This is a genomic window from Micromonospora arborensis (genome assembly GCF_003205615.1).
In the GTDB taxonomy this organism is placed as follows: Bacteria; Actinomycetota; Actinomycetes; order Mycobacteriales; family Micromonosporaceae; genus Micromonospora; species Micromonospora arborensis.
Genome location: NZ_PYBV01000021.1, coordinates 183,885 through 209,373, shown reverse-complemented (window position 1 = coordinate 209,373; position 25,489 = coordinate 183,885). Strand labels below are relative to the sequence as shown.

General features: G+C 70.9%; 25 protein-coding genes. 12 read left to right on the top strand and 13 right to left on the bottom strand.

Annotated elements, in window-relative coordinates:
* Positions 1-41 precede the first annotated feature (41 nt).
* Positions 42-596 carry a hypothetical protein gene (locus C7C45_RS18225; RefSeq protein ID WP_110564847.1) on the top strand — a complete coding sequence of 185 codons (555 nt, stop codon included), beginning with the start codon at positions 42-44 and terminating at the stop codon, positions 594-596.
* Here the strand turns inward: C7C45_RS18225 and C7C45_RS18220 are convergent.
* Complete coding sequence (locus C7C45_RS18220) at positions 581-1,081, bottom strand: MarR family winged helix-turn-helix transcriptional regulator (protein ID WP_110564846.1); 501 nt, start codon at positions 1,079-1,081, stop codon at positions 581-583. The genes C7C45_RS18225 and C7C45_RS18220 overlap by 16 nt on opposite strands.
* 109 nt (positions 1,082-1,190) lie before the next feature.
* Between C7C45_RS18220 and C7C45_RS18215 the strand changes: the two genes are divergently transcribed.
* Positions 1,191-1,418 (top strand): hypothetical protein, encoded by a 228-nt coding sequence (locus C7C45_RS18215; protein WP_110564845.1) that lies wholly within the window; start codon positions 1,191-1,193, stop codon positions 1,416-1,418.
* Positions 1,419-1,428: 10 nt separating this feature from the next.
* Here C7C45_RS18215 and C7C45_RS18210 read toward each other — a convergent pair whose 3' ends face one another.
* The 5 genes from C7C45_RS18210 to dnaA form a co-directional block, all read right to left on the bottom strand.
* Positions 1,429-2,046: a DciA family protein gene (locus tag C7C45_RS18210; protein WP_110564912.1), complete on the bottom strand. Its 618-nt coding sequence runs from the start codon at positions 2,044-2,046 to the stop codon at positions 1,429-1,431.
* Entirely contained in the window at positions 2,036-3,169 is a 1,134-nt protein-coding gene (recF, locus tag C7C45_RS18205; protein WP_110564844.1) for a DNA replication/repair protein RecF, read from the bottom strand. Before recF ends, C7C45_RS18210 begins: the two co-directional genes overlap by 11 nt.
* 16 nt (positions 3,170-3,185) lie before the next feature.
* The gene (gene gnd / locus C7C45_RS18200) at positions 3,186-4,058 is read right to left on the bottom strand and encodes a phosphogluconate dehydrogenase (NAD(+)-dependent, decarboxylating) (RefSeq protein ID WP_110564843.1); all 873 of its coding nucleotides are present in this window, start codon (positions 4,056-4,058) and stop codon (positions 3,186-3,188) included.
* Between the two features lie 40 nt (positions 4,059-4,098).
* A complete protein-coding gene (gene dnaN / locus C7C45_RS18195; protein ID WP_110564842.1) occupies positions 4,099-5,232 on the bottom strand; it encodes a DNA polymerase III subunit beta in 1,134 nt (377 codons plus the stop codon).
* Between the two features lie 776 nt (positions 5,233-6,008).
* Complete coding sequence (dnaA, locus tag C7C45_RS18190; RefSeq protein WP_110564841.1) at positions 6,009-7,838, bottom strand: chromosomal replication initiator protein DnaA; 1,830 nt, start codon at positions 7,836-7,838, stop codon at positions 6,009-6,011.
* A 630-nt stretch (positions 7,839-8,468) separates the two neighbouring features.
* Between dnaA and rpmH the strand changes: the two genes are divergently transcribed.
* The 9 genes from rpmH to C7C45_RS18145 all read left to right on the top strand — a co-directional run bounded on the left by rpmH (position 8,469) and on the right by C7C45_RS18145 (position 17,522).
* The gene (gene rpmH, locus C7C45_RS18185) at positions 8,469-8,606 is read left to right on the top strand and encodes a 50S ribosomal protein L34 (RefSeq protein ID WP_007453904.1); all 138 of its coding nucleotides are present in this window, start codon (positions 8,469-8,471) and stop codon (positions 8,604-8,606) included.
* A 34-nt stretch (positions 8,607-8,640) separates the two neighbouring features.
* On the top strand, positions 8,641-9,054 hold the full coding sequence (rnpA, locus tag C7C45_RS18180) for a ribonuclease P protein component (protein ID WP_110564840.1): 414 nt from the start codon (positions 8,641-8,643) through the stop codon (positions 9,052-9,054).
* Positions 9,051-9,347, top strand: coding sequence for a membrane protein insertion efficiency factor YidD (gene yidD, locus C7C45_RS18175; RefSeq protein ID WP_110564839.1), 297 nt, complete (start codon positions 9,051-9,053; stop codon positions 9,345-9,347). Before rnpA ends, yidD begins: the two co-directional genes overlap by 4 nt.
* A gap of 2 nt (positions 9,348-9,349) precedes the next feature.
* Positions 9,350-10,345 (top strand): membrane protein insertase YidC, encoded by a 996-nt coding sequence (gene yidC, locus C7C45_RS18170; protein ID WP_110564911.1) that lies wholly within the window; start codon positions 9,350-9,352, stop codon positions 10,343-10,345.
* 212 nt (positions 10,346-10,557) lie between these two features.
* Complete coding sequence (locus C7C45_RS18165; RefSeq protein WP_110564910.1) at positions 10,558-11,175, top strand: Jag family protein; 618 nt, start codon at positions 10,558-10,560, stop codon at positions 11,173-11,175.
* A gap of 19 nt (positions 11,176-11,194) precedes the next feature.
* Complete coding sequence (gene rsmG, locus C7C45_RS18160) at positions 11,195-12,046, top strand: 16S rRNA (guanine(527)-N(7))-methyltransferase RsmG (protein WP_110564909.1); 852 nt, start codon at positions 11,195-11,197, stop codon at positions 12,044-12,046.
* 598 nt (positions 12,047-12,644) lie between these two features.
* Positions 12,645-13,616 carry a ParA family protein gene (locus tag C7C45_RS34125; RefSeq protein WP_387196414.1) on the top strand — a complete coding sequence of 324 codons (972 nt, stop codon included), beginning with the start codon at positions 12,645-12,647 and terminating at the stop codon, positions 13,614-13,616.
* 27 nt (positions 13,617-13,643) lie between these two features.
* The gene (locus tag C7C45_RS18150) at positions 13,644-14,660 is read left to right on the top strand and encodes a ParB/RepB/Spo0J family partition protein (protein ID WP_110564837.1); all 1,017 of its coding nucleotides are present in this window, start codon (positions 13,644-13,646) and stop codon (positions 14,658-14,660) included.
* Between the two features lie 1,695 nt (positions 14,661-16,355).
* Complete coding sequence (locus C7C45_RS18145) at positions 16,356-17,522, top strand: hypothetical protein (protein WP_110564836.1); 1,167 nt, start codon at positions 16,356-16,358, stop codon at positions 17,520-17,522.
* A gap of 109 nt (positions 17,523-17,631) precedes the next feature.
* On the opposite strand, the gene C7C45_RS18140 is transcribed toward C7C45_RS18145, so the two are convergent.
* Both C7C45_RS18140 and C7C45_RS18135 read right to left on the bottom strand, forming a co-directional pair.
* A complete protein-coding gene (locus tag C7C45_RS18140) occupies positions 17,632-18,636 on the bottom strand; it encodes a D-alanine--D-alanine ligase family protein (RefSeq protein WP_110564835.1) in 1,005 nt (334 codons plus the stop codon).
* 7 nt (positions 18,637-18,643) lie between these two features.
* Positions 18,644-19,957 (bottom strand): aminotransferase-like domain-containing protein, encoded by a 1,314-nt coding sequence (locus C7C45_RS18135; RefSeq protein ID WP_110564834.1) that lies wholly within the window; start codon positions 19,955-19,957, stop codon positions 18,644-18,646.
* Between the two features lie 293 nt (positions 19,958-20,250).
* Here C7C45_RS18135 and C7C45_RS18130 point away from each other — a divergent pair, with 293 nt between their 5' ends.
* Positions 20,251-20,916 (top strand): GNAT family N-acetyltransferase, encoded by a 666-nt coding sequence (locus C7C45_RS18130; protein WP_110564833.1) that lies wholly within the window; start codon positions 20,251-20,253, stop codon positions 20,914-20,916.
* Positions 20,917-20,935: 19 nt separating this feature from the next.
* Here C7C45_RS18130 and C7C45_RS18125 read toward each other — a convergent pair whose 3' ends face one another.
* The 5 genes from C7C45_RS18125 to sigM all read right to left on the bottom strand — a co-directional run bounded on the left by C7C45_RS18125 (position 20,936) and on the right by sigM (position 25,474).
* The gene (locus C7C45_RS18125; RefSeq protein WP_110564832.1) at positions 20,936-22,099 is read right to left on the bottom strand and encodes an N-acetylmuramoyl-L-alanine amidase; all 1,164 of its coding nucleotides are present in this window, start codon (positions 22,097-22,099) and stop codon (positions 20,936-20,938) included.
* A 161-nt stretch (positions 22,100-22,260) separates the two neighbouring features.
* Positions 22,261-22,584 (bottom strand): thioredoxin, encoded by a 324-nt coding sequence (trxA, locus tag C7C45_RS18120; RefSeq protein ID WP_110564831.1) that lies wholly within the window; start codon positions 22,582-22,584, stop codon positions 22,261-22,263.
* A gap of 32 nt (positions 22,585-22,616) precedes the next feature.
* Positions 22,617-23,567 carry a thioredoxin-disulfide reductase gene (gene trxB / locus C7C45_RS18115; RefSeq protein ID WP_110564830.1) on the bottom strand — a complete coding sequence of 317 codons (951 nt, stop codon included), beginning with the start codon at positions 23,565-23,567 and terminating at the stop codon, positions 22,617-22,619.
* A 183-nt stretch (positions 23,568-23,750) separates the two neighbouring features.
* The gene (locus C7C45_RS18110; RefSeq protein WP_110564829.1) at positions 23,751-24,770 is read right to left on the bottom strand and encodes a hypothetical protein; all 1,020 of its coding nucleotides are present in this window, start codon (positions 24,768-24,770) and stop codon (positions 23,751-23,753) included.
* A complete protein-coding gene (gene sigM / locus C7C45_RS18105; RefSeq protein ID WP_110564908.1) occupies positions 24,767-25,474 on the bottom strand; it encodes an RNA polymerase sigma factor SigM in 708 nt (235 codons plus the stop codon). Before sigM ends, C7C45_RS18110 begins: the two co-directional genes overlap by 4 nt.
* Between the last annotated feature and the right edge of the window lie 15 nt (positions 25,475-25,489).

The following is a 25,489-nucleotide window of genomic DNA, read 5'->3' as shown; positions in this document are numbered from 1 at the left end:
CGACCCGATCGACCCGACACGTGCTCTTTAAGAGGTGACAGATGGGGCTGGACAACGTCGCGGTGCACTGGCCGCGGACCGGCCGCTTCTACGACCCGGTCGCGCCGGCCGAGTTCGTCGACTTCGGCGAGATCGTCGACCTGCCGCGAATCTCCGCGCCGACCGCGGCGCTGGCCGAACTCATCGCGAAGACCGGCACCATCCGGGCGACCGCGTACACCGAGTTGGTGGATCTTCTCCTCGGCCTCGAAGGTGTGTTGTACGCCACAGACGCCGCCGCCGAGGACGAGGACCCGGTGATCGACCCCGACGGCTGCTCCTGGATCGCCGGCGGCATCGAGAGGTTCGTGGCCGGGCACCGGCCGTTCGGTGAGTCGGTCACCTTCGAGTCGGTGAGCACCGTGCTCCGCTCGCTACTCGGCGACGGCAGGCTGGCCGAGCAGCAACTGCGGTGGCTGGAGAGCCGCCTCGACGCGCTGCGTGACGAGCGCGGCGACCCGCCGCAGTGGAATTTCACCTGCGCCGAGTTGGGCGTGCTGGCCGCGTTCTACCGACGCTGCGCCGAGCGCGGTTTCGCCGTCTACGCCGACGCCTGAGCCGCCGCGTCGGCCTCCGGCGCGGCCTGGTCGCCGCCCGGCCGGTTGGCCGCCGCGATCACCTGTGTCAGCACCGCGTGCAGGTGTCGCAGGTCCTCGACGGGCAGCCCGAGTCGTTGCACGATCGCGGCTGGGATCAGCTCCGCCTGGCTGCGCAGGGCGGCACCACTGGCGGTGAGGGTGACGGCGAGGCTGCGCTCGTCGCTGGGATCGCGTTCCCGGCGCAGGTAGCCGGCCGATTCGAGCCGCTTGAGCAGGGGTGACAGTGTGCCCGGGTCGAGCTGCAACAGGCGGCTGAGTTCGCGACCGGACAAGGGCGCGTGCTGCCAGAGCGCCAGCATGACCAGGTACTGCGGATGGGTCAGCCCCATCGGTTCCAGGAGTGGCCGGTAGACGGCCACCACGCTGCGCGCGGCCACCGAGAGGGCGAAGCAGACCTGCTGCTCCAGCGCCAACGGGTCGACGCCTTCTGGTTGTTCGCTCATCGGTTGCCCTTCCCCAGCACGGTGACTATCGTACCGATCATTGGTGCACCAACCATTGGTAGGCCAATTAACGCTGCTGCGACAGGCACAACGCGGGAGAGGGCGACAGATGAGTGACGACGGCGCGGCCACCAGGGCCCCGGGCGAGGGTGGCCGATTGATGCGTTGGGCCTTCCGGCACCTGGCCGGCCCGGCCGAGGGTGTCCAGGGTGCGGTGCAGGGCGGCTCCGCCGAGGCCCGCGAGGCGTGGAAACGCGACCTCGCCGAGCGCAAGCGCTACACCCGGGAGCAGCGCGAACAGAAGCGGGCAGCCCGCGACGCCGGCCGGCGGAGCTGAGGGAGGCGACTCAGCCGTACGTGTCGCGTGGGCCCCGACCACGCACCCGGCGCGGCCCCTTCCCCCAGGAGGGCGCGGCCGGGCCGTGGATGTGCAGCTTGCGCACCACGTTGTGGCCAACCTCGCTGGCGATCTGCTTGAGCAGCGAGCCCGCCAGCAGACGCAGCTGGGTCGCCCAGGCGGTCGAGCGCGCCTCGACGGTCAGCTCGCCGTTCTCCAGCTTGACCGGGCGACTGTGCTGGGCCACCTCCGCGCCGACAACCCGCTCCCAGGCACCGAACACGGTGGCCTCGGCCGCCGGCTGCTGCCAGCCACGCGCCTTCACCAACCGGTTCAGCACGGCGCTGAGCGGCTGGGGGTCACGCGGGTCGGGGCCGGGGCCGGAGTAGCCACGCAACCGGCGCCCCGAGCCGCCGGCAGCGTCGCCGCCTGCGCCGCCGGGGGTACGCCGGGCGCGAGCCGCCGCCTGCCGCCGGGACAGCGCCGCGTCGAGCACCGCACGGGCCAACTCCGGCCCGCTGGCGGTCGCCGCCGGCTCACCACCCGATGCCTGCGCCCCAGGGGTACGCGCGGCCGCAGCGTCGCCTCCGGCGCTCTCGGGTCGTTTGGGGCGTGGCTCATCCGACACGGCGTACCGTCCCTTCGCCAACCTGGTAGCGGGTGCCGCGCAGAGCGGCCGGCACGTCGTCGTCCACCGCACAGGTGACCAGCAGCTGACTCGCCCCGCTGACCAGCTCCGCCAACCGCTCCCGGCGGCCGGTGTCCAACTCCGCGAAGACATCGTCGAGCACCAGCACCGGCTCGATGCCGTCGGCGCGCAGCAGGTCGTACCCGGCCAGCCGCAGCGCCAGCGCGAACGACCACGACTCGCCGTGGCTGGCGTACCCCTTGGCCGGCAGTGGGCCGAGAGCCAGCGCCAGTTCGTCCCGGTGTGGGCCGACCAGGGTCGTGCCCCGTTCGATCTCGGCGGAGCGGGACGCGGCCAGGGCGGCGGTCAGCGCGTCGGCCAGCGCCGCCCGGTCGGTGGTCGGCTCGGCCAGCTCGATCGAGGGCCGGTAGGCGATGCTCGCCGCACCTCGACCGGCGGCCACCGCGTCGTACGCCTTGGCGACGTGCGGGGTGAGGGCGGCGACGAGTTCCAGTCTGCCGGCGAGCAACTCCGCGCCGTGCTGGGCCAGGTGGGTGTCCCAGACGGCGAGGGTGCCGAGGTCGCCGCCCCGCGATCCGCCGGTCTTACGTGCCAGGTAGGCGGTGCGCAGCAGCGCGTTGCGTTGCTTGACCACCCGCTCGTAGTCGGCCCGCACACCCGCGAACCGGGGCTGCCGGTTGACCAGCAGGTCGTCCAGGTAGCGCCGGCGCTCGGCCGGATCGCCCCGGACCAACTCAAGGTCTTCCGGGGCGAAGAGCACGAGTCGCAGGGCGCCGAGCACGTCCCGCGCCCGCCGGGCCGGTGATCGGCCCAGCCGGGCCCGGTTGGCCTTACCGGGCACGATCTCCAGCTCGACCAGGAGCTCCCGCCCGTCGTGGACCACGGCGCAGCGGATCACCGCGGACGCGGCCCCCATCCGGACCAGAGGGGCGTCCGTGGCGACCCGGTGCGAATCCAGGGTCGCCACGTAGCCCAGCGCCTCGACGAGGTTGGTCTTGCCGACGCCGTTGGCGCCGATCAGGACGTTCGCCCCCGGCTGGAGGTCGACGGCCACCCGCTCGTACGAGCGGAAGTCGACAAGTTCCAGCCGGTGAACGTACACAGGTTGTGGATACCGCTCAGCGCTTGTGGACGGCGTGGCCGCCGAACTGCTGGCGCAGCGCGGAAACGGCCTTCATGGCGGGCGAGTCGTCCTGCCGCGAGGCGAACCGGGCGAACAGCGAAGCGGTGATGACGTTCAGCGGCACGGCCAGCCGGACCGCCTCGTCGACGGTCCACCGGCCCTCGCCGGTGTCCTCCGTGTAGCCGCTCAGGTCGGCCAGCTCCGGGTCCTCGTCGAGCGCCCGGTCCAGCAGGTCGAGCAGCCAGGAGCGGACGACGGTGCCCTCCCGCCAGGACTTGATGACCCCCGGCACGTTGGTCACCAGCTCGGAGGCGGCCATCAGCTCGTAGCCCTCGGCGTAGGCGTGCATCAGGCCGTACTCGATGCCGTTGTGCACCATCTTCGAGTAGTGCCCGGCGCCGACCGGCCCGGCGTGCACGAAACCGAACTCGCCCTCCGGCTTCAGAGCGTCGAAGATCGGCATCAGCCGGTCGACGTGCTCCTGGGCGCCGCCGACCATCAGGCCGTAGCCGTTCTGCCGGCCCCAGACACCACCGGAGACGCCGACGTCGAGGTAGCCGATGCCCAACTCGTTGAGCCGTTCGGCCCGCGGGGCGTCGTCGCTGAAGCGGGAGTTGCCGCCGTCGATGATGATGTCGCCCTCGCCGAGCACCGCGGCGAGCTCGTCGATGGTGGCGTCGGTGACACCGGCGGGCACCATGACCCAAACCGCACGGGGCGACTCAAGCTTCTCTGCCAGGCCTGCGATGGTCGCAACGTCGCTGAGCTGCGCGTTGTGGTCGAAACCGACGACGTCGTGACCAGCGGCACGCAACCGCTCCCGCATGTTGCCGCCCATACGGCCGAGTCCTACAAGGCCGAGCTGCATGTGTTTCTACCTCCGTGGATCTGGGTGTTGCTTGGCGCGATCAGCGGGAAACGCGGATCGGCATGATGAGGTACCGGTACCCCGGAATGACCTCGCCATCCTCGCCGGCGGGGGAGATCACCGCAGGCTTGAAGGCGTCGACGAACGAGAGCACGGCGGTCTGGGACCCCAGGTTGGCCAGGCCGTCGATGAGGTACTGCGGGTTGAACCCGATGGTCAGCGCGTCGCCGGTGAAGGTGGCCTCCATCGCCTCGCTGGCCCGTGCCTCCTCGGAACCGCCCGCCTCGACCACCAGGCCGTCAGCGCTGAAGCTGAGCAGCACCGGGGTGGCCCGCTCGGCGACCAACGCGACCCGCTTGACCACCTCGATCAGGGTGCTGACCGGCACGCGTGCCGCGGCGTTGTGGGTGGCCGGGAAGAGCGAACGCACCGGTGGGTAGTTGGCGCCGTCCAGCAGGCGGCTGGTGGTGCGTCGGGTGCCCCCAGCCAGGCCGACCATGCCCTCGCCAGCGGCGCCCTGGGCGAGGGCGAGCGTGACCTCGCCACCCAGCGGGCCGAGGGCCTTGGCGGTGTCGTTCAGGGTGCGGGCTGGCACCAGGGCGTTGATGCTCACCTCGGGGTCGTCCGGCTGCCACTGGATCTCGCGCAGCGCCAGCCGGTAACGGTCGGTGGCGAGCATCGACAGCGTGTTGCCGGAGAGCTCGACACGGACGCCGGTCATCATCGGCAGCGTCTCGTCCCGGCCGGCCGCGATGGCCACCTGGGAGACCGCCGTGGCGAACGCGGCCGCGTCGACCGTGCCGGCGCTCTGCGGCATCTCTGGCAGCGCGGGGTAGTCCTCCACCGGCATGGTGGGCAGGGTGAACCGGGCGCTGCCGCAGACCAGCTCGAGGTGGGCGCCGACCGCGGCGATGTCGACCGGCTTGGCCGGCAACGCCTTCGTGATCTCGGCGAGCAGGCGGCCGGAGACGAGCGCGGCGCCGTCGGCGTCACCCTGCACCTCAACGGTCACCTGGCTGGAGACCTCGTAGTCGAACCCGGAAACCCGCAGGTTGCCATCGGTGACCCGGAGCATCACCCCGGCGAGCACCGGAACGGATGGCCGGTTGGGCAGGCTCTTCGCGGTCCACGCCACGGCCTCGGCGAGCGCGTCGCGCTCCACTCGGAACTTCATCAATGCCTCCGCGTCGACGTCAGCGACAACTCTCTCATGCCGACCGCTGCCTACCGTCCCGCCCGACCGTGCGGGTACCCATCGCACCTTAGGGCGCGGGGACATCGGCTGTGCGCCCGACCCCATGGATCGTGTCGGTGCTGACGGGCTGATCCGGCAGCGCTCGGCACGATCCACAGAAAGCCCAACGGTGATGATTGGTTTTTGTTCTCTTAGAAGAGATAACTCATCGTCTTCATCGCACCTGTGCAAACTGTGGAAAACCCGGGTCTGCGCAGCTCAGACAGGTTATCCACCGGTGATTTAGCTGTGGAGAACCGGGGGTACAACCGGCTTGCCTGTCCACAGGCCGATCTCGACGGCCGGTTGTCCACCGTTGTCCACCGGTTGTCCACCGGTAATCCACCGACTTTCTCCCCAAGCCTGTGGATCACGACGAAGATCACCATTGCCGTCATCCCCAGAACCTTCAACAGCTCGTACACAGGTCGACGATCATCGGTGGATAACGTGCCGGTTGTCCCCAGGCGTCCACAGCTCCGTACACAGGGTTTCTCCACAGCCTGTGGGTAACCGGCGAAGGACGGACCGTAGTTATCCACCGACGGTGGATAACAAGCTGTGGACAACGAGTGGGAGTCGAAGCGGTCACGGCCTCGATGATGTGGTCTAGACCATGTCGAGAGTCCAGCTGCGGACGAAAAAAGGGACGCCCAGCCGGAGATCCGGCCGGGCGTGTCCCGAGCTGTGTGCCGTCGCGACGGCCGGCGTACGCCTCAGCTGTTCTGCTTGATCCGGTTGGTCAGCTCGGCGATCTGGTTGTAGAGCGAGCGCCGCTCGGCCATCTGCTGACGGATCTTCCGGTCGGCGTGCATCACCGTGGTGTGGTCCCGGCCACCGAAGGCCTGCCCGATCCGGGGCAGCGACAGCTCGGTCAACTCCCGACACAGGTACATGGCCACCTGCCGTGCGTTGACCAGCACGCGAGACCTGGACTGACCGCGCAGGTCCTCCAGACTCACTCCGAAATAGTCGGCGGTCGAGGCCATGATCTGGTCGGCGTTGATCTCTGGCCCAGCGCCGTCGGGCATGAAATCCCGAAGCACCTCCTCGGCCAGTGACAGCTCGACGGTCGACCGGGTCAGGCTGGCGAACGCCGTCACCCGGATCAGCGCACCCTCAAGTTCCCGGATCGAATTCGACACCCGGGAGGCGATGAACTCCAACACGTCCGGCGGGGCGTACATCCGCTCCTGCGCCGCCTTCTTCTGCAGGATCGCGATCCGGGTCTCCAGGTCCGGCGGCTGGATGTCGGCCAGCAGCCCCCACTCGAACCGGGTTCGCATCCGGTCCTCCAGCGTGGCGAGCTGGCGTGGTGACCGGTCGGAGGTGATCACGATCTGCTTGTTGGCGTTGTGCAGGGTGTTGAAGGTGTGGAAGAACTCCTCCTGGGTGCGCTCGCGGTTCTCCAGGAACTGGATGTCGTCGATCAACAGGATGTCGACGTCGCGGTAGCGCCGCTGGAACGCACTCGTCTTGTCGTCCCGGAGCGAGTTGATGAAGTCGTTGGTGAACTCCTCGGTCGACACGTACCGGACCGAGCGGGCGTTGCCGAGCGTCGTGGCGTAGTGCCCGATGGCATGCAGCAGGTGGGTCTTGCCCAGCCCCGAGTGACCGTAGATGAACAGCGGGTTGTACGCCTTCGCCGGTGACTCCGCCACCGCCACGCTCGCCGCGTGCGCGAACCGGTTCGACGAACCGATGACGAACGTCTCGAACATGTACTTCGGGTTGAGCCGGTTGCCACCGGTGTCGGCACCGGGCAACCGGCGGTCGTCGCGGCCACCCGCCCGGTGGTCCACCCCGCTGCGGCCCGGGCCGCTGTCCGTCCCGTTGTCCCGGGGCAGCGCGCGGATCACGTGCTGGTCGCGCGGCGACGTCGAGTCGTCCCGGTAGCGCGGCTCGTAGGGCCGGGTGTCCGGGCCTGGCGGCTCCAGGCGAGCGGCCTGCTCGTCGTAGCCGCGCCGGTCCGGCCCCGGTCGGGACGGCCGCATCGGCTCCGCGAACGCGGCGCTGAACAGCGCCTCCTGTCCGTCCCTGCTGGCCGGAATCAGCCCGGAACGGTGCCCGTCCACGGGCGGCGCGAGCGGCGGACCCGCCGGTGCGGGCGGCGCGCTGGGCTCGGGCTCACGTGTCGCGTGTGACTGCTCCGGGATCAGCGCGTCGGCAGCCGGACGAAGGCCATGGTCGTCACCGAGTGGTGCGGCGGCCGGGCCGTCGACGTCGAGCGGACCGGTCTCCGGGGCGCTGCGGTACACGGTGCCGGCCGGTCGGCCGGTGGCGTCCTCGGCCACCCGAACGGTGACCGCGACCTGGATCGGCCGGCCGAGCCGGCGGGTGAGCGCCTCGGTGATGGCCGGGCGCAGCCGTGACTCGATCACGTCGCGGGTGAACGCGTCCGGCACGGAGAGCAGCGCGGTGTCCTCGACGATCGCCCGCAGCCGGGTCAGTCGGAGATAGGCACGCTGCTGAGCGGAGATGATCTCGTCGGCAAGCTCGTCGGTCGCCGCTAACCACACTGCGGCAAGGTCGGTCATACCGGCCACCGTCGTGCCACCCCCTCGCCTCTGCTTCCGGCCGCCGCTGTCTGCCAGCCGGCCGTCCCGGGCCCGCCGCGTTCGCGGGGTGGAACAACACCCACCCGGACGGTCGACCGGTGGTCATCCACAAGTTATCCACAGCCTGTGTGTACCGACCGATTGTGGCCGCCGCCGGACGCGGGTGGGGACCTGCCCCCTGCCTGACCGGGCGTTGAAGCGGGTTCACCGTGCCGAACGATTCACTACCTTGTCCGGTCTTGCCTGCGCGACGACCGGAGGTTCCGACGCTCACCGCAATCGGGCACGGTAACAGCGTTGTCCCTGCGCCATCAACCGGCGACGTGGCGACACCCTTGTCGACATCAGCGAAAACCGCCCTTCGGCCTCGGGCGCGTCCTGTTGTCCGCTACTCGGGGTGTTTGACGGTCATTGCCCCCCTGCGTAGGCTGGAATGGCTGCTTTCTCGCCCTCTGCTAGGGTGATGGGTGCTTGCTGTCCGCGGTCGCATCCCCGCATCGCCGAGGTCCCGCACCACCGGACAGCACCGATCGGGGGCCACCGTCGAGGTGGCCTGGACCACCCCACGACCCCGGCGATCCCGTCGCGCGGGGCGCGTACGAAAACGGAGAGCCTGACGTGAGCAAGCGCACCTACCAGCCGAACAACCGCCGGCGCGCGAAGACCCACGGCTTCCGGCTGCGCATGCGCACCCGTGCCGGCCGTGCCATCCTTTCGAGCCGTCGCGCCAAGGGTCGCACCACCCTGTCGGCCTGAGCCGACCGGGCCGGTCCAGGGGACGTGGGCAGTCGTGCTGGCCGCCGCGCAGCGACTGCGGCGCAGCACTGACTTCGCCGCAGCGGTTCGTGGTGGCCGACGCGCCGGACGTGGCGCCGTCGTGGTCCACCTGACCGTGCCGGCGGCCGACCCCAGCACACCGACCTCGCCGGAGCCGGCGCAGGACAGCAGTGCGGAGCAGTCATCCGCGCCGTCCCGCGCCGGCTTCGTCGTGTCCAAAGCTGTCGGCAACGCGGTAACCCGTAACCGGGTCCGGCGTCGACTGCGGGCACTGGTCCGGGAGCGGATGACCGCCCTGCCGGCCGGCAGCACCCTGGTCGTCCGGGCGCTCCCCGCAGCGGCGCAGGCGTCGTACCCTCGGCTCGCCACCGACCTGGACGCCGCCATCGCGGTCGCTCGGTCGCCCCGCGAGCGGCGGTCCCGATGACCGGCACCGAGCAGACCACCCCACGCCCGTCGACAACCGGTGCCAAGGTGCTGATCGCGCCCATCATCGCGTACCGTCGGTGGATAAGTCCGGCGCTGCCGGCCCGCTGTCGGTTCTACCCGTCGTGCAGCGCGTACGCCCAGGAGGCGCTCGCCCGGCACGGCGCGCTCCGGGGAGCCGCGCTGGCGGTCCGGCGGCTGTTGCGCTGCCACCCCTTTCACCCTGGTGGACATGACCCGGTGCCGGAGCCGGGCGGCCGCCGCCGTGCTGACGTGACTGGAGCCCCGAATTGAAGCTGAGTCTCGACTGGATCTACTACGCGATTTCGTGGATCCTGCTGACCTGGCACTCTGCTTGGGACGCCATCGGGGTGCCGGTCGGCGCGGTGCTCGGCACCAACTTCGCCTGGATCCTGTCCATCATCTTCCTGGTGGTCACCGTCCGGGTGATCCTGTTCCCGGTCTTCGTCAAGCAGATCAAGTCGCAGCGGGCCATGCAGGCACTCCAGCCCAAGGTCAAGGAGCTGCAGGAGAAGCACAAGGGTGACCGGGAGACGCTCCAGAAAGAAATGATGGAGCTCTACAAGAAGGAGAAGGCCAACCCGCTGATGGGTTGCCTTCCGATGTTCCTTCAGATCCCGGTCTTCCTCGGCCTCTTCCACGTGCTGAAGCGGCTGGACCCGTTCAAGGGCGAAGACAAGAAGACGATCTACGGCTGGTCGGTCGACCAGTTCAACAGCGCCTCGCACGCGAAGCTCTTCACCGCGCCGCTGTCGGGCAAGTTCGGCTCCACCGCCGACGAGTTGGCCCGGCTCGGTGCCAACGGCAGCGCTGTGAAGATCATCGCGGGCGTCCTGGTCCTGGTCATGATCAGCACCACCTACCTGACCAGCCGTCAGATGATCCTCAAGACCGGCTGGGCGGAAGACCCGCAGCAGCGGATGATCCAGCGACTGATGCTCTACGGCATCCCCGCGTCGCTGCTGATCTCCGGCGCGATCTTCCCCATCGGCGTGATCATCTACTGGGTCACCAACAACCTCTTCACCCTTGGCCAGCAGCAGTGGGTGCTGCGGAAGTTCCCGCCGCCGGTGACCGCCAAGAAGGCCGTCGCCCCCGCCGCCACTCGCAGCCCGGTGCAGCTCGCCAAGTCCGGTGGCCTGTTCGGTCGTGGCAAGTCGGCCCCGCCGGCACCGGTCAAGGCGACCGCGCCCAAGGTGGCTGGGCCGAAGCCGGGCGCCAAGCCGACGAACAACCCGAAGAAGAGCCGCCCCGCCAAGCGGCAGGGCTGACCTCCAAGGGCCGTCGCCGGGTGACCGGCGGCGGCCCGTTCCGCACCGCGCAGCCGCCGTACGGCCGGCGCCGGGCGGAACCGACCGCGCATCGCGCGGCCGCGGGCGACACTGCCCGTACAGACGTGCCCGTGGGCACCGGCGACCTCCAGCCGGCCCCGGGAAACCAGTCGGACCCTGCGGTCCGGCCGAGCGAGTACGGAGATGAGACCGTGACCGAGACCAGCATCCCCCGCGCCGAGCAGTCCCTGGACGAGGAGGAGACCGCGACGCTCGCAGTGGACGGCGACGACACCGAGGCCGACGACACCGAGGCCGACGACGACACCGAGACCGCCGCTGGCGGCCGGGTGAAGAAGGCGGTGAGCGAGGGCGACCTGTTCCGACAGAGCGAGATCGCCGCCGACTACGTCGAAGGGCTGCTCGACATCCTCGACTACGACGGCGACATCGACGAGCTGGTCTCCGCCGGCCGCCCGATGGTCGAGGTGGTCGGCGAGCGCCTGCAGAATCTGGTCGGCCAGCGAGGTGCCACCCTGGAGGCGCTCCAGGAGCTGACCCGCCTCGCCGTCTTCCGGCAGACCGGGACCCCGAGCCGCCTGCTGCTCGACGTCGGCGGCTACCGGGCGAACCGCCGCAAGGAACTCGCCGCGGTCGCCAAGAACGCCGTCGAGAAGGTCAAGGAGTACGGCGAGCCGGTCCGACTGGACGCGATGTCCGCCTTCGAGCGCAAGTGCGTACACGACGTGGTCAACGCCCTGTCTGGCGTGGCGAGCGAGTCCGAGGGTGTCGAGCCGAACCGGCGCATCGTCGTACGGCCGGCGGACTGACCGGGTGACCCACGACGACATCACGGCCGACGACATCACGGCCGACGCTGTGACGGGCCCGGGCGGCACGCCGCCCGGGCCGCCCGCTGTCCGGCCCGCTACCCCCGACGTCGACGCCGATCCGACCCAGCGCGACGCTGCCCCGTCGCCGGATGACGCGGCGCTGCCGCCCGAGCTGGCCCCGGCCGCGCTGACCCTCTTCGGCGACCGACTCGATCTGGCCGCCGCGTACGCCGAGCTGTTGGCCACCGACGGGGTCGTCCGCGGTCTGATCGGCCCCCGCGAGGCACCTCGCATCTGGGATCGGCACCTGCTCAACTGTGCTGCGGTCGCCGAGCGGATCCCGTCCGGCGCCACGGTGCTCGACGTTGGGTCCGGTGCTGGTCTGCCGGGTCTGGTCCTGGCCATCGCCCGCCCCGACCTCACGGTCACCCTGATCGAGCCCCTCGCTCGACGTACGTCCTTCCTGATCGAGGTCGTCGAGCGACTCGGTCTGGCCAAGTCGGTGCGGGTGTTCCGTGGTCGGGCCGACGAGGCGGCCACCGGATCGAGCGGCCGGGAACCCATCAGCGGAGACGTGGTGACTGCCCGCGCGGTCGCGCCGCTGGATCGCCTGGCCGGGTGGAGTCTCCCGCTGGCCGTCCGCGGTGGCCGTCTGCTGGCGCTCAAAGGCTCATCCGCCGCGGCGGAGATCGAGGAGCACGCTGGGGTGGTGGCGCGACTCGGTGGCGGGGAGCCCTCCGTGGTTCTGTGCGGCGTCGGGGTGATCGATCCGCCGACGACCGTCGTGGAGATCGTGCGCGAACGGATGATCGGCCCCCCGCGCGTGGCGGCCAACAAGTCCCGAGGCGGACGCTCCCGCCGACGGTGACTTCGCGCCATCGGGCTTCCGGCCGGTGGGTTGCCTCGTTGTACCGGTACGGATGGACGAGGGGATGAGAACCCGACGTGGACCGGCCGCGCCCGTCCGCCGTAGGCTGGCCGCGCGTCGATAGTGTGGAGCGGGCGACGGACGCTGCGGGTCTCCGACCGCTCCCGAGGGCCGTACGCTCTGGGTTGCGAGCGTGGGTGTGGCAAGTTGACCGGGGCGCGGACCGACCATCCGAAGCGGGCAGGGATGACAGGTGCATGACGACGGCAGGTACGACGATCCACGCGTGACCGGATCGACCAGCGATCCCGTTTCACGTGAAACCGACTACCAGAGCTGGTCGCCCGGCGCGACCGCGCCATCGACCCAACCTGCGGACAGCGAGCCGCCGTTGCGCGGAGGTCCGGCAGATCACTCGACCGGGCCAGAGATCGCGGGCCCGACGGTTGCTCGACGGACGCCGGAAGGGCCGACCCGACCGGCAAATGCCGCCGAGGTGCGGCAGACGCTCGGTCGGCGGAACACCGCAGCAGCGGTTCGCTTCGAGCCGGCGGTCCCGCACCAACCCAGCGCGGCGGTTGCTCGGGACGCCGCGCCGGTGATCGCCGACGCCCCGGTCGCTTCGACTGAGTCGTTGGCTGCCGTGGCGGCCGATCCCACGTACGTTTCACGTGAAACCCCGACGCGCGAAGAGGATGACCCACCGTTGGCTATGGAGGCGATGCGCGCCGTGCAGATCCTGAATCCCAGTGGCGAGGTGACCATGCCTCGGCCGGACCGGACCCGGGTCATGTGCGTCGCCAACCAGAAGGGCGGCGTGGGCAAGACCACGACCACCGTCAACCTTGCGGTGGCACTCGCCCTGCATGGCAACCGGGTGCTCGTGGTGGACCTCGATCCGCAGGGCAACGCCTCGACCGGGCTCAACGTCCCGCACCACACCGGGATCCCGGACGTCTACGACTGCCTCATCAACAGCGTGCCGCTGGCCGAGGTGGCGCAGGCGGTCGAGGGCATCCCCAACCTCTGGTGCGTGCCCGCGACCATCGACCTGGCCGGCGCGGAGATCGAGCTGGTGTCCGTGGTGGCGCGGGAGTCGCGCCTGGACCGGGCGATCGCCGCGTACCCGGGTGAGTTCGACTACGTCTTCATCGACTGCCCGCCCTCGCTCGGTCTGCTCACGGTCAACGCCCTGGTTGCCGCGCAGGAGGTGCTGATCCCAATCCAGTGTGAGTACTACGCCCTGGAAGGGCTCAACCAGCTGATCAACAACATCAACCTGGTGCGCCAACACCTCAACCCGAAGCTCGACGTCTCCACCATCCTGCTGACGATGTACGACCGGCGTACCCGGTTGGCCGACGCCGTCGAGCAGGATGTCCGGAACCACTTCGGCGACAAGGTTCTCCAGGCGGTCATCCCCCGCAACGTCCGGGTCTCCGAGGCACCCAGCTACGGCCAGTCGGTGATGACCTACGATCCCGGATCGCGGGGTGCCACGAGTTACTTCGAGGCCGCCCAGGAGATCGCCGAGCGAGGGGTCAAGGAGCCGGTGGGCCGGAATGCGTAGTGCGGAAGAGTCGCTGGGAGGCGTGGCATGAAGAACCGTCCTCGGGGCGGTCTGGGTAGGGGCCTGGGGGCGCTGATCCCGACCGGGCCGGCGCCCGCTGCCGCCGGCACCGTAACGGCCGAGCCGGAGAACGAGCTCGCAGACGACGCGGGCACCGTAGCCGTCCCCACGGCGTCCGCCGTGGCGCAGGTTCCCGAACCAGAACCCGCGCTCAGCCCGGTACCCGGAGCCCGATTCGCCGAGATCCCGGTCGACGCGATCCTGCCCAACCCGAAGCAGCCTCGCCAGATCTTCGACGATGAGGCACTGGATGAGCTCAAGACCTCGATCCAGGAGGTCGGCTTCCTCCAGCCCATCGTGGTCCGTCAGCTCGACGACGAAAAGTACGAGCTGGTCATGGGTGAGCGGCGTTGGCGAGCCGCCCAGGCGGTGGGGTGGGAGAGCATCCCGGCGATCATCCGGGAGACCCGTGATGACGCCATGCTCCGTGACGCCCTACTGGAGAACATCCACCGGGCCAACCTGAACCCTCTGGAAGAGGCCGCCGCCTACCAGCAACTGCTGGAGGAGTTCGGTGCCACCCATGAGGAGTTGGCCCGTCGCCTCGGCCGGAGCCGTCCGCAGATCTCGAACACGATCCGGCTGCTGAACCTCCCGGCCCAGGTGCAGGACCGGGTTGCTGCGGGGACCCTGTCGGCGGGCCATGCCCGCGCTCTGCTGAGCCTCGACGAGACCGAGGCACAGGAACAGTTGGCGTTGCGGATCGTGGCCGAGGGGCTGTCGGTTCGGGCGACCGAAGAGATCGTGTTCCTCGCCCTGAACGAAGCGCCGGCGAAGGGGCAAGCCGCGAAACGGCGACCGAAGGCGCACGCTCCGGCCCTGACCGATCTCGCCGATCGACTGTCCGACCGGTTCGACACCCGGGTGAAGGTGGACATCGGCCGGAGCAAGGGCAAGATCACTATCGAGTTCGCGACGGTGGACGACCTTGAGCGGATCGTCGGAATCATCGGAGTGCAGCAGGAGGAGGAGAGCGGAGACTGAGTCCGCCCTTCTCTTCCACACGGCCGCGCTACCCCCGAGGGGTGCGCGGCCGTTGTGCATCTGGCTCGCGCGTTTCACGTGAAACAGGCCGCCGCTTTCCTGCAAGTTCGGCGGTGTGGCGGCTCGGGCCGCCGCGCCGCCGCAGTTGGTCGCTCGCGCGGGCGGCCATGCCGCTCTGACTCGTCGCCGCCGGTGTCGAAGCGCGCCGACGAGCAGGCGTAGCTCTGTTTCACGTGAAACGGAGACCGCGACGGGCGGTTGGGGCGTCGCGGAGCCCATGGAAGTGACCATCAAATGCCCTTGCGGGCCGCTGAGCGGTCCGCTGCCGCGTTGCGCGCCAACGGGGGTGGCTCCGGTCGGCCGCTGCGTTCCACGGTCATCTCAGCGCTCGTGCGGGGATGCGTCAGGTGCCATATGCCCGCGCTCGCGCCCTCTGGCGCAGGCGACGCGGGGCTGTGCGCAGAGCGCGGTGGGCAGTGCGCCCGTGCCCCATGCGGTCCTGGCCGGCTTTGCTCGTGATCGACTCCATATCCGCGACATTGCGGTATCCGAGCGACCGGACACCGCAACATCGGCGATATGAAGTCGATCATGCGCCGGATTGGACCGGACAGAGCCCGTTCGGACCGGACCGCGCTGGACCGCCCTGGGCCGCGCCGCACCGGGGTCTGACACCACTGCGCCGGGCCACGCCGCGCCTGATCGCGCCGGACCGGGCCGCGTCGGACCACGCGCGACCGCGCCGCCGGACCGCGCCGCATCGGGCCGCACCCCGCCCCGCGTCGCGCCGGGCCGGGACCGCGCCCCGCGCACCGCCTCCGCCGGACCTCCGCGCCGGGACCGGCCCGGACGGCGCCGGACCGCGCCGCGTCGGACTACGCCGGACCGCGCCGCCGCCCCGCCCCGCCCCGCGTCGCGCCCCGCCCCGCGTCGCGCCCCGCCCCGCGTCGCGCCCCGCCCCGCGTCGCGTCGCGCCCCGCCCCGCGTCGCGCCCCGCCCCGCGTCGCGCCCCGCGTCGCGCCCCGCCCCGCGTCGCGCCCCGCCCCGCGTCGCGCCCCGCCCCGCGTCGCGCCCCGCCGTGCGTCGCGCCCCGCCCCGCGTCGCGCCCCGCCCCGCGTCGCGCCGGGCCGGGACCGCGCCCCGCGCCGGGACCCGGCCCGGGCGGCGCTGGACCGCGCAGCGTGCTCCGTGGTGTGTGCGCCGTGTGTCTTGCACCCCGCATCTGGCCCTTCGGGCTCTTGCCGCCCACCGCCCCTCGTAACCCTTCGCCGCCCAACGTCGCTCGTCCACACCCTCAGCGACGGCCTCGTACGTGGCCGGTCGGTGTGGGCGCCTTCCCACCCGGAGGGGCATTCACTGAGGAAAGACAAGGTCAGGGCCGCGCCGTACCGATAGCGGGGCCGCACGGCCATCAGCGGGGCGATTCTGAGGTCCGCGGACAACGACCGTGGGGCCAAAAAGTTATCCACACCCGTTGTCCACAGGCACCCCCTGTTTCACGTGAAACAGCGCGTGGGAGCGGGTGCAGGCCTGTGGATGACGGCGTGTGTTCAGGATCTCGGCAGCCTGTGGATATCGCTTGAGGGTGCTAGTGGTGACTCGGCGTACGTGGTCGACGGAGGGCGTTGATCCGGTCGGTCCAGGCCGGTCAAACAGGTAGGGACAGCGGTGCCAGACTCGGTTAGGGTCAGCGTCGTGCACGACACCCCTCCCTCAGTTCCGGACTTCACCCAGTGGCCGTCGTTCCCCTTCGAGGGTGACCTCCACGTGAAGCGACTCGATGATCCGGTCCCGGTCGAACCGCCTCGGAAGGGCGAGGGTCTCCGGGAATGCACCGCCTGCAGCGCGCCCGACGATGCCTACATCTGGGTGGGTGAGCGGTGGCGGGTACGCGCCATGGACCGGCCCACCGGTCTGCCCATGGTGCTCATCCTGGAATCGCGGACGCACCTCGATCTCGGTGACCTGCCGAACTTGCTTGCCGCCGAGTTGGGTGTGATGACCGTACGGCTGGAGCGAGCCATCCGGTCTCTCGACGGTGTGGCGCGGGTGCACGTCAATCGGTGGGGAGACGGTTCGGCCCACCTGCACATGTGGTTCCTCGCCCGGCCGTACGGCCGTCTACAACTACGGGGCACCTTCCTGTCGCTGTGGGACTCGATCCTGCCGCCGATCTCCGAGGCGCAGTGGCGGGAGAATTTGGCGCTCGTCGCCGCCTGGCTCGCCGAATTTGGTGGCCGCCCGCTCGCTGAGCCACCCCGCATCCAGTGGCAGGCGCCGTCCAGCCTGCTGGCCCAGTCCGCCGCTGCGGATGCCGCTGCCGCAGCGGAGGCTGCCGCGGTAGAGGCAGTCTCCGTTATCGAGGCGGCAGATGAGATTCCGGAACCGGCGCCCGAGCCGACTCCCGGTGCCGGGCCGACTCCCGGTGCCGGGCCGACTTCCGGCGCTGGGCAGAGCGACGGTGCTGGGCAGGCCGACGGTGCCGGGCAGAGCGACGGCGAGGTGACGTCCTCAGTCGATCCCGATATCCCGGGTGCCGATGCCGACTCCACGGCTGCTGTCAATCAGCCGGGCGAAACCGCCAGGTCGACCGCGGCCGCGAACCTGACGAACAACGCGTCCGCCACGACAGCGTCCACCACGTCAGCTTCCGGTGCGGCAGCGTCTGCCGCTCAAGCGTCCGGCACCGACTCCCTGATCGGGCAACCCACCGACGGACCCGCTGTCCCTCGTCAACGGGCGGGCGAGACCGATGACGAGGCCGACGCCGCCACTGGAGCCGCACCAGACGGCTCCCCGGACGGCGGCACCTCGGGTGTGGCGCCTAGCGCAACCGCACACACCAACGGCACGACCCGCTGACCCCAGTGGGACGACCATGAGGGTGGCGACGGCAACCCGAGCGTGCGCCACCCGCATGGTCGGCCCATTGGGCAGCGCTGCGCCCCAGCCGATGCGTTGAACGAGTCGGTCAGGGAGTGGTGAGGCGTGCCGCTGCCCGGGCGACCAGGGTGCCGAGGAGTCGGCCGAAGTCCAGCCCCGCCGCCTGCACGGCGAGCGGCAGCAGCGACGTCTCGGTCATGCCGGGCGAGACGTTGACCTCCAGCACGTGCGGCTGGCCGGTGGCATCCACGATCACGTCGACGCGAGACAGATCCCGCAGACCGAGCGCGGTGTGCGCGGCGAGGGCCACGTCGGCGACGGTGGCGGCCACCTCCGGGGCCAGGCGGGCCGGGGCGTGCCAGGTGGTCCGTCCAGCCGTGTAGCGGGCGGCATAGTCGTACACGCCGTTGCGCGGCACGATCTCCACCGGTGGCAGCGCCTGTGGTCCGTCGCCGAGGTCGACCACGGAAACCGCCACGTCCATGCCGGGTACGTACCGCTCCACCAGGGCCGTGGAGTCGTACGCGAAGCAACCCACCATCGCTGCGGGCAGCGCCGCTGCGTCGCGGACCACCGCGCCACCCAGCCCTGACCCGCCCTGTGCCGGCTTGACCATCAGGGGCAGGCCCAGGCGGTCGGCGATCCGATCCAGTACGGCGACCGCGCCAAGCTCGGAGAAGCGGTCGTGCGGGAGGGCCACCCAATCCGGGGTGGGGATGCCAGCCTCGCGAAGCACCGCCTTGGCCGACGGCTTGTCCCAGGCGACTCGGGAGGCTCGGGCGTCGCAGCCGACGTACGGGATGTCGCACAGGTCCAGTACACCGCGCAGTGAGCCGTCCTCGCCGGTGGCACCGTGCAGTGCGATGACCACGGCGTCCGGCGGATCGGCTGCCAGCGCCGGAAGTAGTGCAGCGTCCGCGTCCCGCAGTTCGGCTTCCACCCCGACGGCGCGTAGCGCGTCGAGCACCCGGCGACCGGAGCGCAGCGAGACGTCCCGCTCGTAGGAGAGCCCACCCGCGAGCACCACAACGCGGAGGTCGGGCGAGGCGGCGGATTCGGTCACGAGGAGGCGCTCGGTGGCGGTCGTACCCATGCCGGCATCATGCCAAGTCGGGCCCTGGCACGTCGGAGCCGGCCTGGCCGCGTCGGCCGGCGGCGCCGCCCACGGCACCGAAGACCCGGCGCATCGCGATCTCCTGCTCCATCACACCGGCCAGCCGGCGGACGCCCTCGCGGATCCGCTCCGGCGGCGGGAAGCTGAAATTCAACCGCATCGCGCCGGTGCCGGTGCCGTCGGCGTAGAAGCCGGTGCCGGGCACGTAGGCGACCCGGGCGGCGATCGCTCGCGGCATCATGGCCTTCGAGTCGAGCCCGTCGGGCAGAGTGGCCCACACGAAGAGACCGCCGGCCGGGGTGGTCCAGTTGGTGCCTTCGGGCATCAGGTCGGCCATCGCGTCGAGCAGGGCGTCTCGGCGTTCCCGGTAGACCTCGCGGTAGACCTTGAGCTGCTGCCGCCACGGCATGGTGCCCAGATAGGTGGCCACCGCGGCCTGGGCGTAACCACTGGGGCAGAGGATCTGCGCCTCGCTGGCGATGACCAGCTTGTCGCGTACCGCGTGCGGCGCCAGGATCCAGCCGACCCGCAGCCCCGGCGCGAAGGTCTTGGAGAAGGTGCTGAGGTAGAAGACGCCGTCCCGGCGCCGGGCCCGCAGCGGCGCCGGCGCCTCACCCTCGAACCCCAACTGACCGTACGGGTCGTCCTCGACGACGAGCAGGCCGGCGCGTTCGCAGATGTCGAGCACCCGTTCCCGGCGCTCCTCGCTGAGCGTCACGCCGGTCGGGTTCTGGTAGGTGGGGATCGTGTAGAGGAACTTCACCCGTCGACCCGCACGGGCCAGGTCGGCGATGGCCGTCTCCAGCGCCTCCGGGATCAGCCCGTCCGCATCCATCGGGACGTGCACGACCTGCGACTGGGCGGCCTGGAACACTCCGAGCGCACCGACGTACGTCGGCCCTTCGGCGAGCACCACGTCACCCGGGTCGAGGAAGAGTCGGGCCACCAGGTCCAGTGCCTGCTGCCCGCCGACGGTGACCACGACGTCCTCCGGGGAGGCGCCACACGCGGCGTCGATCCCGGAAAGCGACATCACCTCGCAGATTCGCTCGCGCAGCTCGAGGGTGCCCTGACCGATGCCGTACTGCAGGGTGGTCACGCCGTGCTCGGAACCGAGCCGGCCGAGCATCTCACCGACCGCGTCCAGCGGAAGCGCGGCGATGTACGGTGCACCACCGGCGAGCGAGACGACCTCCGGACGACTGGCCACCGCGAACAATGCTCGAATCTCGGAGGCGGTCATCCCGCGTACCCGCCGGGCGTACCGGTCGGTGTAGTCGTCGAGCGTCGTGCCGGTCATGACCTCACCTCGATCGCTGCTCGGGTGGCTCCCGCCCCGGGTACCCCATCCACCGCTGACCATGGCGACGGGACACCGATTGTCGATCCTAGTCCGCCACAGCCACGCCGACGGCGTGCCGAGACGGATCGACCACATGGCGGACCGTCCTGGGGTCCCCCGGTGTGGTGGGCATCTGCGCGTCCCCTCCCGCATCGCCGATCGGCGGCGTACGATCGCTCGTCGGGGGCAGGAAGGCGGCGCTGTCGTTCCATGCCGGTCTTACCACCGAGCCTATTGTGGGGATGCGCCATATGTCGCGACGTCTGGTCAGCCTGACCCTCGACACGTTGGAAGACCTCCCTCGCCCGTGCCGGCAGTGCGTCTACTGGGAGCTTGACCCGGTCTCCGCGGACCGGGCCTGTGCCGCCGGCGACCCGGGTCTGGAGAAGGAGGCGTGGGTCTCCCAGACGTTGCTGGAGTGGGGCTCCTGCGGCAAGCTCGCGTACGTCGACGGCATGCCGGCGGGCTTCGTGATGTACGCCCCGCCCGCCTACGTGCCCCGCTCGATGGCGTTCCCCACCTCGCCGGTCTCCGCTGACGCGGCACTGCTGATGACGGCCAACGTGGTCGCCGCGTTCGCTGGCGGCGGGTTGGGCCGGATGCTGGTGCAGGGCGTCGCCCGGGACCTGACCAAGCGGGGGATCAAGGCCATCGAGGCGTTCGGCGACGCCAAGTTCGGCGACGCGGACGACCCCGCCGGTGGTTGCGTGGCACCTGTCGACTTCTTCCTCTCGGTGGGGTTCAAAACCGTACGTCCGCATCCGCGTTTCCCCCGGCTGCGCCTTGAGCTGCGTACGGCGCTGAGTTGGAAGTCCGACGTCGAGTACGCGTTGGAGAAGCTGCTCGGCTCGATGAGCCCGGAGACCCTGCTCCGCCCGGTCCGTCCCGCCCCGGCCACCCGCTCCACCAACGGCTGACGACCGAACCCGCAGCGGATCAGTCGAGCACTGTGCCGGCGGTGACGACGGCCCGCAGTTCGCTGACGTCCAGCGAGCCGGTTGGCACGTCCCGTTCGATCGGGTAGTACATCCGCTGCACCGCGGCCACGATCGCCTCCACCACCCGGTCCCGGAAGCGGGGGTCGACCAGGTGGGCGCGGTCGGTGGGCGAGGTGAGGTAGCCGACCTCGACCCGGACGGCGGGCATCCGCGTCAGTCGCAGCAGGTCCCAGGTCTTGGCGTGGGTGCGGCAGTCCCGCAGCCCGGTCCGGGCGACGATCTCCCGCTGCACCAGCCCGGCCAGACGTTCACCGGTCGCGGACGTCACCCCGTTGTCGGTGCCGTAGTGGTAGGTCGCGACGCCCTCCGCGGCCGGGTTGGCGTGGCCGTCCAGGTGCAGCGAGATGAACACGTCGGCGCCCAGCGAATTGGCCAGCAGGGCCCGGTCGGCGTCCGGCAGGCACCTGTCGGGCGACGGGCCCCGGGTGAGCTGGACCCGCACCCCGGTCGCGGCGAGGCGCCCCTCCAACCGGCTGGCCAGGTCGTGCATCAGGTCCGCCTCGGTCCAGCGCAGCGACCCGTCGGGCACCACCATCCCGGGGTCGGTGCCCCCGTGCCCTGGGTCGATGACCACCGTCTTGCCGACCAACGCCGGCCCGGACTGCCGGATAGCGTCAGATTCACGTAGCCACTGCGGGCGGCCACCGACCACCTTGCGGCCGATCCGGCGTAGCGCGTTCATGGTGTGCGGGCCGCAGGAGCCGTCGGGGGTGAGGCCGACCTCCCGTTGGAACTGGGCCACGGCCCGGGAGGTCCGGATGCCGTAGATGGCGTCCGCCCGGCCCACGTCGTACCCCATCTCCAGCAGTCGCTCCTGCAACGACCGGACGTCCTCGCCGCTGAGCGGATCGGGGACCGCGTGGTAGAGGGTGCGGGCGCCGAGCCGCCAGCGGGCGGCGTCCAGGGCGCGCCAGGTTTCCGCCCCGACCCGGCCGTCCACGCTGAGCCCCCGGGACTGCTGGAAACCGCGGACCGCACGCTCGGTGTCGAGGTCGAACTCGTCGGTGTGCGGTCCGGCGACGGTGAGCAGGTCGAGGCCGGTCAGGATGCTGCGGATCTCCGTGACCGCGGGTCCCCGGTCACCGGGTCGGATCGGACGCACGCACGACCCCCTCTGCACGACGCTGGCTGGCCGGGCGGCCCAGGCTTGAGGCTATGCGTTCCTGGGCGGCGAGGTGGCTCGGGCCGGAAAAACGCGGCCGGCAAGACACCGAACCCCGCACCCGGCGAACGGGTACGGGGTTCGGTGGATGTTCGTGCTGGTCAGAGAGCCGATTCGATGAGTCGGACCAGCTCACCCTTCGGTCGGGCGCCGGCAACCGACTGCACCGGCTCGCCGTTCTTGAAGACGGTGAGCGTCGGCACCGACATCACCCGGTAGGCCCGGGCGGTCTCGGGGTTCTCGTCGATGTTGAGCTTGACGATGGTGACCTGGTCACCCATCTCGCCGGCGATCTCCTCGAGCAGTGGCGACACCTTGCGGCACGGCCCGCACCACTCGGCCCAGAAGTCCACCAGAACCGGCTTGTCGGCCTGCAGCACGTCGGCGATGAAACTCGCGTCGGTGACCGCCTTGGTATTTCCCACTATGCCCCTCCTCCGGGATGTGTTCGGTTGCTTCAGCTGAGCGTCGCGATGAACCGCTCGGCGTCGAGCGCGGCGGCACAACCGGTGCCGGCCGCGGTGATCGCCTGACGGTAGGTGTGGTCGACCACGTCGCCGGCGGCGAAGACGCCGGGCACGCTGGTGCGGGTGCCGGGGGCCTGGACCTTCACGTAGCCCTCGTCGTCCAGCTCGACCTGGTCACGGAAGAGTTCGCTGCGCGGGTCGTGACCGATGGCCACGAAGACGCCGGTGACGTCCAGCACCTTGGTTTCGCCGGTGTGCACGTTCCGGACCCGTACGCCGGTGACCTTGCCGTCGTCGCCGAGGATCTCCTCGACGGTGCTGTTCCACTCGACCTTGATCTTCTCGTTGCTCAGCGCCCGGTCGGCCATGATCTTGCTGGCCCGGAACGAGTCGCGCCGGTGGATGATGGTGACCGATTCGGCGAAGCGGGTGAGGAAGGTGGCCTCCTCCATCGCCGAGTCACCGCCACCGACGACCACGATCTGCTGGTTGCGGAAGAAGAAGCCGTCACAGGTGGCGCACGCGGAGACGCCGTGGCCGAGGAACTCCTGCTCACCAGGCACGCCCAGCGGACGCCAGGCCGAACCGGTGGAAAGGATGATGGAGCGGGCGCGGTAGGCGGTCTCGCCGACCCAGACGGTGCTCACCGCACCGGAGCCGGCGTCACCGGTGTCCACCAGCTCGACGCGGGTCACGTCGTCGGTGAGGAACTCGGCACCGAACCGCTCGGCCTGCTTGCGCATGTTGTCCATCAGCTCTGGGCCGAGGATGCCGTCGGCGAAGCCGGGGAAGTTTTCCACCTCGGTCGTGGTCATCAGCGCGCCACCGGACTGCACGCCCTCAATGATCAGCGGCTTCAGGTTGGCGCGTGCGGCGTAGACCGCCGCCGTGTAACCGGCCGGCCCGGAGCCAATGATGATCAGGTTGCGGACCTCGTCCACTGCCGTCTCCCGAGTTGTGTGTGTTCGGCGTCGGCGCGAGCACCGATGCTGATCCGAGTTGCCGACGCCTGGGTGGGGCCGGCAGCTGACTTCCAGAACGTCATCGTACGAACCGGGGATTCCCGAACCGGGCATCCGGTGGGTCAGGTCACGTGGGCGGTCTACGTGCCGTTGACCGTGGATTCACCCTACCCGCGCTGAATACCGGCTGTCCGAGCCGGACCCAGGCACCCCGCACTCCGGGCCGCTCACCCAGGCCCAGCGGGCCCCGGTCGCGTCGCTGAAACGGATGACCAGCGCCTGCTCGCCCTGGAACCGCGCGTAGTCGATCAGCTCGACCGTCAGTGGGCCGGATCCGTGCTCCGCTGCCACGTCGGCCAGGCAGGTGGTCAGCGCGGCCTCCGCGGTCAGCCGGGCCAGCTGGTCCAGCCCGTTGGGTGAAGGACGTCGATCCTCCTCGGCGTCCACCCTCGGCTGGGTGCCGGGAGTCCCGCTGGTGGCCCGGCTGGGGGCCGGTCTGCTCAGCGTGTCAGCGCCCTGCGCGTCGCCGAGGGTTTGCGGGGTGTAGTCCGTACCGCTGCGCAGTGCCGGCCCGGTGGTGCGGGCCGCCGCCGCCCCCGCGGCGGCCTCGGGCGCGTTGACCGGGTGGTTCAGGGCGCTGCCGGTGGTGTCCGCCGTGTTCGTCGAGAGCTGGTTGAGGCCCAGCGCGACCGCGACGACGGCGATCGCGGCGGCGGCCACCGGTGCGCCGCGGCGGATCCAGCCGCGCCGGCGACGACCCGGGCCGGCGGGCGCCGAGCGACCCGACCCGGCCGGTGTGGGGACGGCTGGCCGGCGACCAGCTCCGCCCTGCACCGGCACGACCGGCGGCGTGGCGTCGGCACCGTGTCGATCGGCCTCGGGAGCGGCGGCGGTGTCCTCGTCGGTCGAGGCGTCCTTCGGCATCGGTCCTGCGGCGGCCAGCGCGGCGAAGAGGCGGTCGGCGGTCGCCTGCGGCATCTCGGGCGACGCCTCGGCCCAGCGGGCCAGGTCGGCACGGACCTCCGTCAGCGCGGGGGCCAACAGCGCGTACGCCTGCGCCCAGGCCGGGTCCGCGGACACCAGCCGGGCGACCTCCTCCTGCTGCGGGGTGCCGTCCAACGCCCCGCCGAGGTAGTCAGCGAGGAGGTCGTCGTCGACCTCCCGGAACCCCTCGGTCGTCACGTGTCCTCCTGGTTGGCGTCCCGCCGGAACCGGCCCGACCCCGATCCGACGCCCTCGGCCGGGCCTGGGTTCCCGGGCGTGACGCCCGGCACCTCCCGGGTCGGGCCGGGTCGGGCTGAAGACGTCGTGGCGACGGCAGGGCGAAGATGCCCGAGCAGCACCGCGAGCCGGGCCCGCCCGCGGGCGCACCGGCTCTTCACCGTCCCCTCGGCGACACCGAGGATCCGGGCGACCTCGGCGACCGGGTAGCCCTGCACGTCCACCAGCACCAGTGCGGCGCGTTGTTCGAGGGGCAGCGCGGCGAGCGCCTCGCGGACCACCAGCGCGGTGTCGTGGTCCTGCGTGGGGGCGGCCGGCTCGACACCGCCGATGCCCGAGCCCGCCTCCGCACGGTTGCCGTCCGGAAGTGGCACGGTCGGGTGCGCCTGCCGGCGACGGATCCGGTCCAGGCAGGCGTTCACCACGATGCGGTGCAGCCAGGTGGTGACGGCCGAGTCACCTCGGAACCGGGCGGCTGCCCGGTGCGCGGAGAGCAGCGCGTCCTGGAGTGCGTCGGCGGCCTCCTCACGGTCACCGACCGTACGCAGGGCAACCGCCCAGAGCCGGTCGCGGTGCCGGTGGAACAGTTCGGCGAAAGCGTGCTGGTCGCCATCGACGTGGGCACGCAGCAACTCCAGGTCCGAAGCGGCGGCGTGCCCGTCCATCACCACGCCCTGCGG